We start from the raw sequence: 13,382 nt of genomic DNA on the forward strand, positions 1-13,382 counted from the left end.
ACTTTTAGTGTGCCCAGCGGAAGCAAAACGGAACGGATGATTCCGCTGATTGTCAGGTTTGACGGTATCGGGTGAAGAGGAACCCGGCCTCCTCCAGTACGGAAGCCAGGGCGAATCGTTCCGGCACCGCCACCGAAGACCCCCAGGCGATCCGCTGGGCATCCCCCGAAGTGAGCCTCGGGGACACCGTCAGACAGAGCTCGTCCAGGGCGCCGGCCGCCACGAACTGGCCGAGCAGCCGGGGTCCGCCCTCCGTGAGCAGCCGGGTCAGGCCGCGCTCGGCCAGGGCGGGGGCGATCCGCTCCGGTTCGACCACGGCCCCGTCCCCCGCGATCACCACCACGGCGCCCGCCTTCTCGGCCGCGGCGATCCGCTCGGAGGGGGCCTCGGCTCCGGTCACCACGAGCGTGGGCACCAGCGGCTCGGTGAAAAGCGGAAGGGTGAAATCCAGGTTGAGGCTCGCACTGACGACGGCGATCGCGGGCACCGCCGTCTGCCCCGCCGCCGCCCTGCGCCCGGCGAAGTCGGCACGCTCCCGCGCCGGGCGGTAACCCTCCTGGCGGACCGTCTCGGCACCGACGACCACGGCGTCGGCCAGCGCCCGCAGGGTGCCGAAGATCCGCATGTCCGCGGCGTTCGAGATGGGCTGGGAGCGGCCGTCGTGCTGGGCCGCGCCGTCGAGCGTCGACACCATGTTGGCGCGCAGCCAGGGGGTGTCGCCCGGGGGGTAGGCGTACGCGTCTGCCAGCTCCCCCAGCTCCCACTCTCGTACTGCTGTTTCGTCTGTCTGGTCGGTCACAGGGAACAGGCGTCGCATGTCCAGCAGTCTTGCACGGCGCTTAGAGTTAGGAACCGTGTCGTCCTCCACCGCCGCCCCCGGGCAGAGCCCCATAGCCGAAGCGGCTCCGCTGTCGCTGTGCGCCCGCGAGCCCCATGTCCCCGCCGACCGTCTGGTCGCCGAGATGGTGCCGCCGCCGCGCTTCGACTCCGTCCGCTTCGATACGTACATTCCGGACCCCGGTCAGCCCAGCCAGACCGAGGCCGTGCGGGTCCTGAGCGACTTCGCGGCCGGGCTCGGCGGTGCGCACGCGTCCGGCGCGGGCAAGCGCCGGTGGTTCCAGAAGAAGGCGGCCGCCCCCACCGGCCCCCGCGGCGTCTACCTCGACGGCGGCTACGGCGTGGGCAAGACCCACCTCCTCGCCTCCCTCTGGCACGCCACGCCCGCCGAGCCGGAGCAGAAGGCGTTCGGCACCTTCGTCGAGCTGACGAACCTGGTCGGGGCGCTCGGCTTCCAGCAGACGGTGCGCACCCTCAGCGGGCACAGGCTGCTCTGCATCGACGAATTCGAACTCGACGACCCGGGCGACACGGTGCTCGTCTCCTCGCTGCTCTCGCGGCTTGTCGACGAGGGCGTGGCGCTCGCCGCGACGTCGAACACGCTGCCGGGCAAGCTCGGCGAGGGCCGGTTCGCGTCCGCCGACTTCCTGCGCGAGATCCAGGGCCTGGCGACCCACTTCAGGTCGCTGCGCATCGACGGCGAGGACTACCGCCACCGGGGGCTTCCGGAGGCGCCGGCTCCGTACTCGGACGAGCAGGTCACCAGGGCGGCGTACGCGACCGAGGGCGCGAGCCTCGACGACTTCCCGCACCTGCTCGACCACCTCGCACGCGTCCACCCCAGCCGGTACGGAGCGCTCACCGACGACCTCAGGGCCGTCTGCCTCACCGAGGTGACGCCCGTGCCCGACCAGTCGACCGCGCTGCGCCTGGTCGTGCTCGCCGACCGGCTGTACGACCGCGAGGTTCCCGTGCTCGCCTCGGGTGTCCCCTTCGACCGGCTGTTCAGCGAGGAGATGCTGAACGGCGGCTACCGGAAGAAGTACTTCCGGGCGATATCGCGGCTCACCGCGCTCGCGCGGGACGCGAAGGGCCTCGTAAAGGCGTAAGGGCGTAACGGCGCACCGCCGGGCGAAGGCATAACGACTCACCGCTACGCGCGTGGTTCCCGCACGCCTAGGCGCGTGGTACACACATCCGGTCATGTTCCTGTCCGCCAGCAGGAGGTCGACCTTTTATGTCCACGACACGACGTCAGGTGCTAGCCCGTACCGGTGCGGTGGGTGCGGGAATCGCCTTCACCGGCGCGCTCTCGGAACTCTTCGCGGGCAGCGCCGCCGCACAGGGCAAGGCGGGGTACGGGCCGCTGGTGCCCGACCCCAAGGGCCTGCTCGACCTGCCGAAAGGTTTCCGCTACCAGGTCCTCTCGCGGGAGGGCACCGATCTGCCCTCCGGCGAGGGCAAGGTGCCGAGCAACTTCGACGGCATGGCCACGTTCCGCGGCAAGAAGGGCGGCACGAACCTCGTCCGCAACCACGAGAACCGCCACAACGGCAGAATCGGCGTGCCCACGGTCAAGGGCATCACCTACGACCCGATGGGCAAGGGCGGCTGTACGGCGCTCGAACTCGACCGGCACAACAACGTCCTGGGCGAGCGCGTCGCGATCGCCGGGACCGCGGTCAACTGCGCCGGCGGTCCCACCCCTTGGGGCACCTGGCTGACCTGCGAGGAGACCGAGGACAAGGCCGGTACGAACGGCTACACCAAGGACCACGGCTTCATCTTCGAGGTCGACCCCGTCGACCCGCAGCGCACCGGCGCCGTGCCGCTCACCGCGATGGGCCGCTTCCAGCACGAGGCGATCGCCGTCGATCCCCGGCGTGGGGTCGTCTACGAGACCGAGGACGCCTTCCTCAAGCCCTTCGGTCTCTTCTACCGCTTCCTGCCCAAGAAGCCCGAGGGAGGCCGCGGCTCGCTCCGCGCGGGCGGCAAGCTCCAGGCCATGCGGGTGCCGGGCGTGCCCGACCTGTCCGCGATCCAGGAGACGGGTGCCAGCTTCAAGGGCATCGAATGGGTCGACGTGCCGGACCCGCTGGCCGCCCAGACCCCGATCAGGGACCAGGACTTCGGCCCCAAGGGCATCACCCACGCGCAGAAGCTCGAAGGCTGCTACTGGGGCGGGAAGTCCGTCTACTTCGTCTCGTCCTTCGCCCACAGCGCGGAGGGTTCGGCGGGCGACCACTTCGGGCAGATCTGGCGCTACGACCCCTCCGAGCGCCGTCTCACCCTGGTGATCGTGTTCGGCCCGAGCACCGACATCCAGCTGCCCGGCGAATCCCCCGACAACATCTGCCTCGCACCCAGCGGCGGTCTGATGGTGGCCGAGGACGGCGGCGGCGCCCAGCACGTGTACGGCCTGACACGGCGCGGCGAGGTCTACGCGATGGCCCGCGGGCAGCAGAACATCGGCACCCCCGAGGAGCCCGAATGGGGTGAGTTCGCGGGCGTCTGCTTCTCGCCGGACCACGACACGATGTACGTCAACTGCTACACGCCCGGCACGACGTTCGCCGTGACGGGGCCCTGGCACCGGACCTGATCCGACCCGGGCGCGGGTGCGCGGCGGCCTGCCGCGCACCCGGACCCGGACCGGTACCCGGACCCGGCCCCGGCCCCGGCAGCCGCTAGGAGCCGATCAGCGGGTAGTGGTCGGACAGGTTGGTGTACGTGTACTTCTTGCCCCAGCTGGAGACGGTCCAGGGCGCGCTCTGCTCCTTGACGACCTCGTTGCGCCAGGCGGCGGGGCGGGCGTGGCCCTTGCGGTGCAGGACGTAGTCGAGGTCCTCGCGGGGGTCGTCCGGGTAGCGCTCGGCGGCGATGGAGTTGTCCCGGGTGTCGAAGGAGTACGGGTGGCCTGCGCGGCCGTCGGCGGGGGCGAAACCGCCGTCGGCGAGCATCGAGGCGTACTCGTCGCTGTGCGAGTCGACGTTGAAGTCGCCCGCGCTGATGACCTGTTCGTCCGCCGGGATGTTCTTGGCGTCCAGGAAGGCGTCCATCTCCTTGAACTGCGAGGCGCGGGTCGCCGCCGCCTCACCGGAGCCGCAGCCCGGGTCGGTGGACTGGGTGTGGGTGCCGACGACGTGCACCTTCTTGCCGTTGACGTTCAACTCGGCATAGACGAAGCCCTTGTTGGAGAACGAGTCGGAGCCGCAGGCCTCCTTGTAGACGTACTGCTCCTTGCGCAGGATCGGCCACTTGCTCAGGACGGTGACTCCGCCGTCCTCCGGGGTCACCGAGGAGTACGCGCCGCCGGTGGCGTCCCAGCCGTCCTTGCTCCGGCCCATGACGGGGGTCTGGTGGGGGTAGCGGTCGGCCGCAGCGGCCTTCAGCGCTTCGGAGGAGGAGTTGTCGAAGGCCTCCTGGAGGACGACGACATCCTTGCCCTGGAAGAAGTCCGCGGCCGTTATGGCCTTGGCGCGGTGGTCCTGGCCCCAGTTGGGGTAGAGGTTCTTGCTCATGAGGAACGCGTTGTACGAGAGCACCTTGAGTGCGGGCGTGTCGACGGACGCGGCAGGCGCGTCGGCGGCGGTCGCGGACGGGGCGACGGCGGCGAGCGTGGCCGCGGCGAGCACCGTGGTGATCGCGGCGGCGTGAGTCCTGCGCAGCGCTGGGTGCGGCACTGAATCTCCTGGGAGTGGGGGGGGTTGCGTGAGGGTGCACGTGATGTGGCTGACGTAGCGCCGCATATCCAATCAGCCGGGATTACTTCTGGGGATACGTCGGGTGAACAAAGATCCCGCGGCGGGAGCAGGACGTTTTTGTGCGGGCCGATCCGTTTGCGCCGCCGGGATTGTCAGTGGCGGGTGTCATGGTGACCGTCATGACTCTGCCGCCGTTGAACGGTGCGAAACCGTTGACCCTGACCGTGCTCTCCGCGGCGCTGCGTGCCGCGTGGTCCGCCGACACCTGCTCGCCGGACGATGCCGCTCGCGCCCCGTGGACCGCCGGGAACCCTGCTTGGGGGCACTGCGACATCACCACGATCCTCGTGCACGACATATTCGGCGGTGAGCTGCTGTGCGGCGAGGTGTGGTCGGTCGACGGCGAGCAGCAGGGCTTTCACTGGTGGAACCGCCTCGCGAGCGGGGTCGAACTGGACCTGACGTACGAGCAGTTCCGGCTCGGCCAGCGGGTCACCGCACCGCGCTCGGTGGAACGGCCGCCGGGCCGCCTGCCGCGCCGTCAGGCGGAGTACGAACTGCTGCGGCAGCGGTTCATCGAGGCGGTGTCGGCGACGACGGCTGCGTCTGCGTCTGTGTCTGCGGCGGGTTGAACACTCCCGCGTGCGCCGCGTGATAGGCCGCCTCGGCGCTCGTGTGGACCAGGCGGTCGTCGATGGGGCCGCGGAGGATGAGGAGGCGGTAGTAGAAGGGGGCGCTCAGGGCCGCGATGACTTCTTTGGCCTGTGTGTCCGGGGGGAGTTCGCCCCGGTCGACCGCGCGGTGCACGAGCTGGGTGACGTGCTCGGTGCGTGCCGTGAAGGCGCCGCGCACGATGTCGGCGATGCGTGCGTCCTGCGCTGCCGCCGCCACGATGCCCTCGACGAGGTGGTAATTGCGGGGCACCGCCTGGAAGTCGGCGATGGCCCGGGCCAGCTCGTGCAGGTCCTGGCGGAAGTCGCCGGAGTCGGGGGTGGGGATCGTCGCGCTGTGCTGGGCAAGGAGGTCGACGAGGACGCCCTCGACGGTGCGCCAGCGGCGGCGGATCGTCGTCACGTGGACGCCGGAGCGCGCGGCGAGCTTGTCCAGCGTGAGCGCGTCGAACCCGGCCGCGTCGAGCTCGTCCAGGGCTGCCGCCAGGACGGCCGTACGGGTGCGGGCCGTCCGCCCGCCGGGACGGGCCGAGCCGGGTGGTGGTCGCTCAGTCATCGGCGCCAATGTACTGGGCTCCGGATCTTCATCACGCCTGCCACAGACCGTCCCGGACCTCTCGCATTGCGCGACGGACCTACCCCTCGCTAACGTGAGCGCACCTTAACGCCCGTGCGCGAGCATTAGGGTGACTGTGAGGGACCACGATTTCGGGGGTTGTGAATGAAGGACCATTGGAAAGGCGCGCGGATCGCATCGGGTGCGCGAGGTCTGGTCGTACGGCAGGTCGCGGGTATAGCCGTACCGAAGTTCGGCTTGTCGCTCGGCGTGAGGGCGGGGATGGCTTAGCGGTCACTGCTTGCCGCAGAGGGGGACGAGCTTCTTCTCCTCCGGCGAGATGCTGGGGGCAGAGGCGCCACTGTTCCGCGCGGTCCGGCGCTCGGCGTCCTTCTGACAGGCGGACGCCTGGAGGGCAAGCTCCGCGATCTTGGCCTTCGCGTCCTCGGCATCGCCCTCGGCGATCGTCGACTCGACCTGCTTGCGCTGGTACGGCGGCAGGTATTTGAGTTCGATCTCGGGGTGCTCGGTCTCGACCTTCGACATGCTCACCCAGCCCAAGTCCGCGCTGAGCCCCCGGTACAGGGCGACGTGACCCTTGTGGGAGCCGACGAAGTATTGCGTCTGCGTCCACAGGAAGCCGCCGTACAAACCCCCGATGACAACCAGGGCCAACGCGGCTGCGAGCAGCGCTCCGCGACGAGACTTAGGTCCCCGTTTCGGCTTCGGTTCCGGTTTGGGCTTCGGTTCTGGTCTGGGCTTCCGTTCCGGTTTCAGCGCCGGCGCCGGTGCCGTTTTCGGCGCCGCAGGTGCCGCGAGCAGAGCCAGCGCCCCGGCTACCGACAGGCGGCGGTCCGGCCGCTTCTCCAGCAGCCCCAGGATGAGGGGCGCCAGGCGGCCCGCGTACCGCGGGGGCGGGACGGGGTCGTGCACGACGGCGTACTGCGAACCGACGGCGGTCTCCCGGCGGAAGGGCGACACCCCTTCGACCGCCTCGTACAAAGTCGTCCCCAGAGAGAACAGATCGCTCGCCGCGTCGCCCCGGTATCCGCGAGCCCGCTCCGGGGAGAGGTACGACACCGACCCGATGACCACCCCGGTCCCGGTGAGCCCCGCATCGGCCTCGTTGGCCGCGATCCCGAAGTCGGTGAGCAGGACCCTGCTGTCCGCGGTCACCATCACGTTCGCCGGTTTGATGTCGCGGTGCACGATGCCCGCCCCGTGCGCCGCTTCGAGCGCCCTCAGAACGCCCGCGGCCACCGACGCGACGGCATCCACCGCCAGCCGCCCCTTGCGGAGCCATTCCTGGAGGGTGGCTCCGGCGACCAGCTCCATCACGATCCACGGAACGTCGTCCACGATGACGATGTCGTGGACGGTGACGATGTTGGGGTGGTCGCGCAGCCGAGCCGCGTTGCGGGCCTCGCGTATGGCCCGCTCCAGACAGTCCGCCCTGTCCGCCGGTGACATCACCGACGGCAGGAACAGCTCCTTGACCGCCACGTCGGTCCGGAGCTGCTCGTCGTGGGCCTGCCAGACCCGCCCCATGCCGCCCGCCCCCAGGGTCCGGACGAGCCGGTATCGGCCACCGATCAGCTGCCCGTGCTCCGCCCCCTGCGTCACGGTCCCCCTCCGCCCAACGCCCGCACGACCTCAAACTGCCAGCAGAATAGCCGGGGCCACGCCGCAGGTCGCCACAACTTGCCTGAGTGCAGCGGCAATTCACCACCGACGCACCCCGAGGGCACTCATCCGCCACACCAGGGATCTCCGTCGACTGGTTACGGAACCGCCGACGATTCGGCCGTCCGGGGCCGCCCCGGGCAGCCCGGCCCATCTTTTCCCGTCTCACCCTATTTATGCCGATATGTTCGCAACATGATCACTCCAGCACGAAAGCTGACCGCGCGGAGACCGAACTCATGGCGACTGACCACCGCCTGCGCGCTGACCGCCGTCACCCTCACCGCACTCGCCGCCTGCGGTTCGGACCCGGCTCCGGGAGCGGCCGGCCGCGACAGCACCGCGCGCGCCACGGCGAGCGCCCCACCCCGGCCCGCGACGCTCGCGCCCGGCCCCGCGGGCCTCACCCCCGTCTTCAAGAACGCCCCGCGGACCCCGGCGACCGCCGCCCCCACCGTGGCCCTCACCTTCGACGCCGACATGACCGCCGACCAGGGGCCCCGCGCCGCTGCGGGCGAGCGGTTCGACAACCCGGCGCTGGTGAGGACGCTGCGCCGGGAGAAGGTGCCGGCGACGTTCTTCATGACGGGGCGGTGGGCCGAGGAGTACCCGGCGCAGGCCAAGGACATCGGCCGGGACCCGCTCTTCGAGGTCGCCAACCACTCGTACAGCCACTACGCCTTCACCAAGCGCTGCTACGGCCTGCCGACCGTCCCCGCATCCCGCATGCGGGCCGACATGGAGCGCGCCTTCGCCGCGTTCCGCAAGGCGGGCGTCGAGCACCAGGTGCCGTACTTCCGCTTCCCCGGCGGCTGCTACGACAAGCGGTCGCTGCGCGCGCTGGCGCCCGGCGGTGTCACGGCCGTGCAGTGGGACGTGGTGAGCGGCGACGCCTTCGCGACGGATGCCGACGCGGTGGCCCGGCAGGTGCTCGACGGGGTACGGCCCGGCTCGGTCGTCGTCATGCACTGCACGCGCAGCGCGGCCCCCACGACGGAGCGCGCCCTGCGGACGATCATCCCGAAGCTGCGGGAGCGCGGCTTCCGGTTCGTGCGGGTGTCGGAGCAGATCCGGGCGGCCGGAGCACGCGGATAGCCTGACCCGCATGACCGCCACCCCCGCTGCTCCCGACTCCCCCGGCACCCCCGGCGCCACTGACTCCGCCGAGGGCCCGTTCGCCGAGTGCGTGCTGTGCCGCAAGCCCACCGAGTACCCGGAGACCCACAAAGGCGTGACGCTGTGCCCCGTATGCGAATGGCACGAGGCACAGCGCGCGGCCTGCTCGGGCTGAACCGCCGCAGCCGCTCGACGGCGGGCGGCCCGCGGGGCGAAGCCCCCGGCCAGGTCGGAGTCCGGCTCGGCAGGGCTGGCAGACTGGGCCCGTGAGCAGCGATCAGAACTCCGCCGGGAACCCCGGGCCGCAGGACAGCCAGGACCCCGGGGACAGCCCCTTCCGTGTGGAGCCGACGCCCCGCGACGAGGCACCGCAGTACGTACTGCCGCTGGTGGCCCGCATCGAGCGCGCCGAGCCCCCGCACCGTACGGACGCCCTGGAGACCGCGGCCCGCGCGGTGCTCGTCATGCTCGGCGACGAACGGTCCCTCGGCGACGGCGAGTGGGCGCAGGCCATGCGGGACTGGCAGGACGCCAGGATCCGCAAGGTGGTGCGCCGGGCCCGCGGCGCCGAGTGGCGCCGGGCGGAGGCGCTCCCCGGCATCACGGTCACGGGCAAGTCCGCCGAGGTCCGCGTCTTCCCGCCCATCCCGCTGGACGGCTGGCCCAAGGAACTGGCGAAGCTCCAGGTGTCCGGCACGGATCTGGACGACCCGGAGCCGGTGCCGCCCGCGGACGCGACCGCGCCGGTCCTGTGGATGAGCCCCGACGTGGACATGTCCGCGGGCAAGGCGATGGCGCAGGCGGGCCACGGCGCCCAACTGGCGTGGTGGGAGCTGTCGGACGAGGAGCGCGCGGCCTGGCGTGACGCCGGGTTCCCGCTCTCCGTGCGCACCCCGGACGCCGCGCTCTGGCGCGAACTCGTGGCGAGCGGCCTGCCCGTGGTGCGCGACGCGGGCTTCACGGAGATCGCGCCCGGTTCCTGCACCGTGGTCGCCGACCACCCCGCCCTGCGGCGCTGAGACCCCCTCACCCCGTGCTCAGGTGGTGACGCTGGCCACGGGGTCGAGGCCGTAGGTGCGGGCGTAGCCGTTCTCGGTGCCCACGAGCAGGTCGACGATCTCGAAGTAGCGGTCCCAGAACGGGGTTTCGCGCAGTGCGTCGATGAGGAGCTGGTACGCCTCGTGGTCGTCGGCCTCCCAGACCCATACGTCGGTGACGCGGGCGGAGTAGAACTCCGTGTCGTAGAAGCGTGACCGGACGCCGGTCGTCTTGGCCTTGATCGCGGGGATCACTTGGGTGGTGAAGGCGTCCACCCGTTCCCGGGGGGTCATGGCGAGCCACTCGGGTGTCGTCTTGACGAGGATGAACGCGGTGACCGGCGGTGTGGACGTGGTGTTCTCAGCTGGCATGGCCAGGGCCTCCCGGGCATGGGTGGGTGACGGTGTGGTGCGCGGTTGTGGTTGCGGTTGCGGTTGCGGTCAGGAGAGGACGGCCGGCTTGAGCGTCCGCGCGCACCACTGCTCGAAGGTGGTGGGGGTCGCGGTGTCCGGGGTGCGGGCGACGCCCGCGTCCAGGCCCTCGTCCTTGGCCCGCTTCATGTCGACGACGCCTTGCGCGAACGCCTCGTTCAGACGGAACCCGACGAGGGCGGCGTACAGCTCGTCGAGCGGCTGGCGTTCGTAGCGGACCGGGCGGCCGAACTGCTCGGTCATGATGCGGGCCAGGTCGTCGGGGGAAAGGTCCTGCGGGCCGAGGACCGGGACGTCGGCGCGGCCGGTCCAGGTGCGGTCGAGCAGCAGGTCCGCCGCCACGGCCGCGATATCGGCGACGGCGACCATCGGGGCCCTGCGGCCCGCGTCGGCGGCGTCGGTGAAGACGCCCTTGTCCCGCAGCGAACCGGCCTCCTCCAGGAGGTTCTCGAAGAAGGACGGGTTGGCCAGGGCCCGGTAGGCGACACCGGTGTCCGCGATGAGGTCGTCCATCGCGTGGGAGGCAGTGACGAGTCCCGCGCGGCCGGCGACCGGGGTGCCGCGGCCCAGCGCGGAGACGCCGACGACGTGGCCGACGCCGTGCGCGACGAGGGCCTTCGCTGCGGGGCGGGTGAATCCGCGGTACGCGTCCTCCGGGGTCAGGGACGCGTCCGGCGGGACGAGCCAGAACACGGCGTCCGCCCCGTCGAAGGCGCGGTCGACGATGTCGGCGTCGCCGTGCGAGCCGGTGATCACCTCGACGCGTTCGCGCACCGCGTCGGTGAGGCGGGCGGGATCGCGCACGATCACGCGCAGTTCCTCGCCCCTGGCGGGGGCGGACTCCAGGAGCAGGGGCAGCAGGTGGCGGCCGATGTTCCCGGTGGGGGCAGTAATGACGATCATGGAAACCTCGTGGGGTCGTGCCGGATCGGTACGTCCCTCATCCTGTGGAGGACCAAGGTGTTGCCACAATGGGAACTTCAGCAAGGGATCATTGCCTGAAATGGAATTACGCCGATGAGCAGCACTTCCAGCAGTTCCAGCAGCCCTAGCGCACCCAGAAGTTTCGGCGGTCTCGGCAGCCCGGAGAGCCCGGAACCCGTCATCGACGCCAATCTGGCCGTCGCCCTCGACGCGCTCCTCGCCGAGGAGAGCGTCACCCGCGCCGCCGCGCGCCTGCACACATCCCCCGCCGCCATGAGCCGCACGCTCGCCCGCCTGAGGCGCATCATCCAGGACCCGCTCCTGGTCCGGGCCGGCCAGACGATGGTCCCCACCCCCCGCGCGCGGGCCCTGCGCGACGAGGCCGCCACGGTGGTGAGCCGACTCGGCGCGCTGCTCGCTCCCGGCGCCGGGGCCGACCCCGCCTCGCTGCGAGGCACCTTCACCCTCCAGGCGGCCGACCTGATCGGCGCGGCTCTCGCGCCCGGGCTGCTGCGGCTGGCCCAACAGGAGGCGCCAGGGGTCTCGTTGCGGTTCAGGGCGGAGGATCTGGAGGCCGGACCCGCTCTCCGCGACGGCCGGATCGATCTGGAGGTCGGGTCCATCGACCACGTCGATCCCGAGACCCGGGTCGAAGAGCTCGCCACCCTGGTGATGGCGGCGGCCGTCCGCCCCGGACACCCCCTCACCGAAGGGACGCTGACCCCGGAACGGCTCGCCGCCGCCGAGCACGTCGTGGTCAGCCGCCGCGGCCGGTTCAAGGGGCCCATGGACACCGCCCTCGCCGAGCTGGACCTCCGGCGGCGGGTCGCGGTCGTCCTGCCCAGCCACCTGGCCGCGATGACCCTCGCCGCGGGCAGCGACGTCGTCTGCCTGGTCCCCACCGCGCTCCCCGGCGCCGCTCCCTCCCCCCTCAGCGCCCCGGCCACCTCGCTCGGCCTGCACATCCTCGACATCCCGCTACCCCTGCCGCCGCTGTCCGTCGGCATGGCATGGCACCCCCGGCAGGCGGCCGACGGAGGCCACCGCTGGCTTCGCGACACCGTCCGCCGCACGCTCCTCGCGCCGCCGGGCCCGGCCTTCTGACGTGCGCGCCCACGGGGGTGGCGCGACGAGAGAGGATGTACTCCGGGAAACGCACGACGGAACGGCGCTGAGGAGACCGGCATGGCGAGCGAGACCGTCGACAGGAGCGACCGAGGGGACACCAAACCCGACGGACGCGTCGAGCGCGGCAACCAGACCCGGCGCCTGGTCCTGCGCCGCACGGTCGACATCGCCTCGGTCGAGGGCCTGGACGCCCTGTCCGTCGGCCGTCTCGCCACGGAGTTGAAGCTCAGCAAGAGCGGGGTCTTCGCGCTCTTCGGCTCCAAGGAGGAGCTCCAGCTCGCGACCATCCGCGCGGCGGGCCGCATCTTCCTGGACAACGTGGTGGAACCGGCCCGGCAGTCCCCGCCCGGCCTCGGCCGGGTCCGGCAGCTGTGCGCGCACTGGCTGGACTACTCGGAGCAGCGGGTCTTTCCCGGCGGCTGCTTCTTCCACGGGGTGATCGCGGAGTTCGGCGCCCGCGAGGGCGCGGTGCACGACGCGCTCGTGCTCGCCGACCGTGACTGGAACGGCCAGGTGGAGGACTGTATCGCCGAGGCCCGCGACACCGGCGAACTGCGCCCGGACACCGACGTGTCCCAGCTGGCCTTCGAGCTCGTCGCTTTCATGGAGGCGGCGAACGCGCACTCGGTGCTGCACGACAAGCCGGACGCCTACCGCAGGGCGGGCGCCGCCATCACGGCACGTCTGCGCGAGGCGGCGGCGGACCCGTCCTCGGTGCCGCGACTCCCCTGACCGCCCAGGGCGCCTCAAGTCCCCGACCGTCCGGACCGATCTGCTGCGGAACCGACTCCGACAAACAAGTAGCACGACCGTTCGTTTAGATTTACGCTGACCGTATGCCTCCACCGATCACACGCTCGATCATGCGTTCGCCATGGCAGGCGGGCCCCGCAGCGGGCACCGAAGGCCCGGCCCTGGTGAGCGTCACGGAGTTCACCGCCGACCGTCACTCCCACACCGTCCCAATCGCCCTGGCGGGCCTGCGGCTGCGCAGAAGCTGGCCGGGGACGCCCGGCGCCGTCGGCATGTGGCTCTGGACCGACCCGTGGCACAAGCGCTCGGGGTCCGTGTCGCTCTGGACCGACGAGCGTGCGCTGTACGCGTTCGTCGGGCGCCCCGACCACCTGCGGATCGTCCGCGCGTACAAGGACCGGGGCGCGATACGCGCCACCGCCTGGACGGCGGACCGGCCCGACCCGGCTGCCGCCTGGACCGCCGCGCACGCACTGATCTCCGGCACAACTCCCTGGCCGATCGCGTCCGTTCACACCCAGGAAGGACCGCAAAGCACATG

General features: G+C 71.3%; 15 protein-coding genes. 9 read left to right on the forward strand and 6 right to left on the reverse strand.

The annotated features are described in order from the left end of the window. Positions 1-52 precede the first annotated feature (52 nt). The gene (locus tag ACQKIP_RS24405) at positions 53-817 is read right to left on the reverse strand and encodes a pyrimidine reductase family protein (protein WP_427744059.1); all 765 of its coding nucleotides are present in this window, start codon (positions 815-817) and stop codon (positions 53-55) included. 37 nt (positions 818-854) lie between these two features. Here ACQKIP_RS24405 and zapE point away from each other — a divergent pair, with 37 nt between their 5' ends. Further along, entirely contained in the window at positions 855-1,946 is a 1,092-nt protein-coding gene (gene zapE / locus ACQKIP_RS24410; protein WP_365858555.1) for a cell division protein ZapE, read from the forward strand. Positions 1,947-2,074: 128 nt separating this feature from the next. Next, the gene (locus ACQKIP_RS24415) at positions 2,075-3,439 is read left to right on the forward strand and encodes an alkaline phosphatase PhoX (RefSeq protein ID WP_365858553.1); all 1,365 of its coding nucleotides are present in this window, start codon (positions 2,075-2,077) and stop codon (positions 3,437-3,439) included. A gap of 85 nt (positions 3,440-3,524) precedes the next feature. On the opposite strand, the gene sph is transcribed toward ACQKIP_RS24415, so the two are convergent. Next, the gene (gene sph, locus ACQKIP_RS24420) at positions 3,525-4,520 is read right to left on the reverse strand and encodes a sphingomyelin phosphodiesterase (protein ID WP_365858551.1); all 996 of its coding nucleotides are present in this window, start codon (positions 4,518-4,520) and stop codon (positions 3,525-3,527) included. Between the two features lie 200 nt (positions 4,521-4,720). Here sph and ACQKIP_RS24425 point away from each other — a divergent pair, with 200 nt between their 5' ends. Beyond that, a complete protein-coding gene (locus ACQKIP_RS24425) occupies positions 4,721-5,173 on the forward strand; it encodes a YunG family protein (protein ID WP_365858549.1) in 453 nt (150 codons plus the stop codon). Here ACQKIP_RS24425 and ACQKIP_RS24430 read toward each other — a convergent pair. Together ACQKIP_RS24430 and ACQKIP_RS24435 are read right to left on the reverse strand one after the other, a co-directional pair. Further along, on the reverse strand, positions 5,115-5,768 hold the full coding sequence (locus ACQKIP_RS24430) for a TetR-like C-terminal domain-containing protein (RefSeq protein ID WP_365858547.1): 654 nt from the start codon (positions 5,766-5,768) through the stop codon (positions 5,115-5,117). The two genes, ACQKIP_RS24425 and ACQKIP_RS24430, sit on opposite strands and share 59 nt — an antisense overlap. Before the next feature lie 294 nt (positions 5,769-6,062). Continuing rightward, positions 6,063-7,391: a serine/threonine-protein kinase gene (locus tag ACQKIP_RS24435; RefSeq protein ID WP_365858545.1), complete on the reverse strand. Its 1,329-nt coding sequence runs from the start codon at positions 7,389-7,391 to the stop codon at positions 6,063-6,065. A 255-nt stretch (positions 7,392-7,646) separates the two neighbouring features. Between ACQKIP_RS24435 and ACQKIP_RS24440 the strand changes: the two genes are divergently transcribed. The 3 genes from ACQKIP_RS24440 (at position 7,647) to ACQKIP_RS24450 (ending at position 9,586) form a co-directional block, all read left to right on the forward strand. Then, positions 7,647-8,546 carry a polysaccharide deacetylase family protein gene (locus ACQKIP_RS24440; RefSeq protein ID WP_365858543.1) on the forward strand — a complete coding sequence of 300 codons (900 nt, stop codon included), beginning with the start codon at positions 7,647-7,649 and terminating at the stop codon, positions 8,544-8,546. A gap of 10 nt (positions 8,547-8,556) precedes the next feature. Then, positions 8,557-8,742 (forward strand): hypothetical protein, encoded by a 186-nt coding sequence (locus ACQKIP_RS24445; protein ID WP_365858541.1) that lies wholly within the window; start codon positions 8,557-8,559, stop codon positions 8,740-8,742. A gap of 91 nt (positions 8,743-8,833) precedes the next feature. Then, positions 8,834-9,586 (forward strand): aminoacyl-tRNA hydrolase, encoded by a 753-nt coding sequence (locus tag ACQKIP_RS24450; protein WP_365858539.1) that lies wholly within the window; start codon positions 8,834-8,836, stop codon positions 9,584-9,586. Between the two features lie 18 nt (positions 9,587-9,604). Here ACQKIP_RS24450 and ACQKIP_RS24455 read toward each other — a convergent pair whose 3' ends face one another. Beyond that, positions 9,605-9,976, reverse strand: coding sequence for a darcynin family protein (locus ACQKIP_RS24455; protein WP_365858537.1), 372 nt, complete (start codon positions 9,974-9,976; stop codon positions 9,605-9,607). Between the two features lie 69 nt (positions 9,977-10,045). Continuing rightward, positions 10,046-10,939 (reverse strand): NAD(P)H-binding protein, encoded by an 894-nt coding sequence (locus ACQKIP_RS24460; RefSeq protein WP_365858535.1) that lies wholly within the window; start codon positions 10,937-10,939, stop codon positions 10,046-10,048. A 114-nt stretch (positions 10,940-11,053) separates the two neighbouring features. Between ACQKIP_RS24460 and ACQKIP_RS24465 the strand changes: the two genes are divergently transcribed. The 3 genes from ACQKIP_RS24465 to ACQKIP_RS24475 all read left to right on the forward strand — a co-directional run. Then, entirely contained in the window at positions 11,054-12,064 is a 1,011-nt protein-coding gene (locus tag ACQKIP_RS24465) for a LysR family transcriptional regulator (protein ID WP_365858533.1), read from the forward strand. An 81-nt stretch (positions 12,065-12,145) separates the two neighbouring features. Further along, the gene (locus tag ACQKIP_RS24470) at positions 12,146-12,820 is read left to right on the forward strand and encodes a TetR/AcrR family transcriptional regulator (protein ID WP_365858531.1); all 675 of its coding nucleotides are present in this window, start codon (positions 12,146-12,148) and stop codon (positions 12,818-12,820) included. A 104-nt stretch (positions 12,821-12,924) separates the two neighbouring features. Beyond that, on the forward strand, positions 12,925-13,382 hold a 458-nt coding region (locus ACQKIP_RS24475), incomplete at its 3' end, for a hypothetical protein (RefSeq protein WP_365858529.1).

The organism is Streptomyces sp. NPDC059900, assembly GCF_050270335.1.
GTDB lineage: Bacteria > Actinomycetota > Actinomycetes > Streptomycetales > Streptomycetaceae > Streptomyces.

Bases quoted from the DNA above. Each gene is read 5' to 3' on its own strand.
- ACQKIP_RS24430 (WP_365858547.1), bottom strand. From the start codon at position 5,768: ATGACTGAGCGACCACCACCCGGCTCGGCCCGTCCCGGCGGGCGGACG.
- ACQKIP_RS24455 (WP_365858537.1), bottom strand. From the start codon at position 9,976: ATGCCAGCTGAGAACACCACGTCCACACCGCCGGTCACCGCGTTCATC.
- ACQKIP_RS24445 (WP_365858541.1), top strand. From the start codon at position 8,557: ATGACCGCCACCCCCGCTGCTCCCGACTCCCCCGGCACCCCCGGCGCC.
- ACQKIP_RS24440 (WP_365858543.1), top strand. From the start codon at position 7,647: ATGATCACTCCAGCACGAAAGCTGACCGCGCGGAGACCGAACTCATGG.
- ACQKIP_RS24460 (WP_365858535.1), bottom strand. From the start codon at position 10,939: ATGATCGTCATTACTGCCCCCACCGGGAACATCGGCCGCCACCTGCTG.
- ACQKIP_RS24470 (WP_365858531.1), top strand. From the start codon at position 12,146: ATGGCGAGCGAGACCGTCGACAGGAGCGACCGAGGGGACACCAAACCC.
- ACQKIP_RS24425 (WP_365858549.1), top strand. From the start codon at position 4,721: ATGACTCTGCCGCCGTTGAACGGTGCGAAACCGTTGACCCTGACCGTG.
- ACQKIP_RS24415 (WP_365858553.1), top strand. From the start codon at position 2,075: ATGTCCACGACACGACGTCAGGTGCTAGCCCGTACCGGTGCGGTGGGT.
- ACQKIP_RS24405 (WP_427744059.1), bottom strand. From the start codon at position 817: ATGCGACGCCTGTTCCCTGTGACCGACCAGACAGACGAAACAGCAGTA.
- ACQKIP_RS24465 (WP_365858533.1), top strand. From the start codon at position 11,054: ATGAGCAGCACTTCCAGCAGTTCCAGCAGCCCTAGCGCACCCAGAAGT.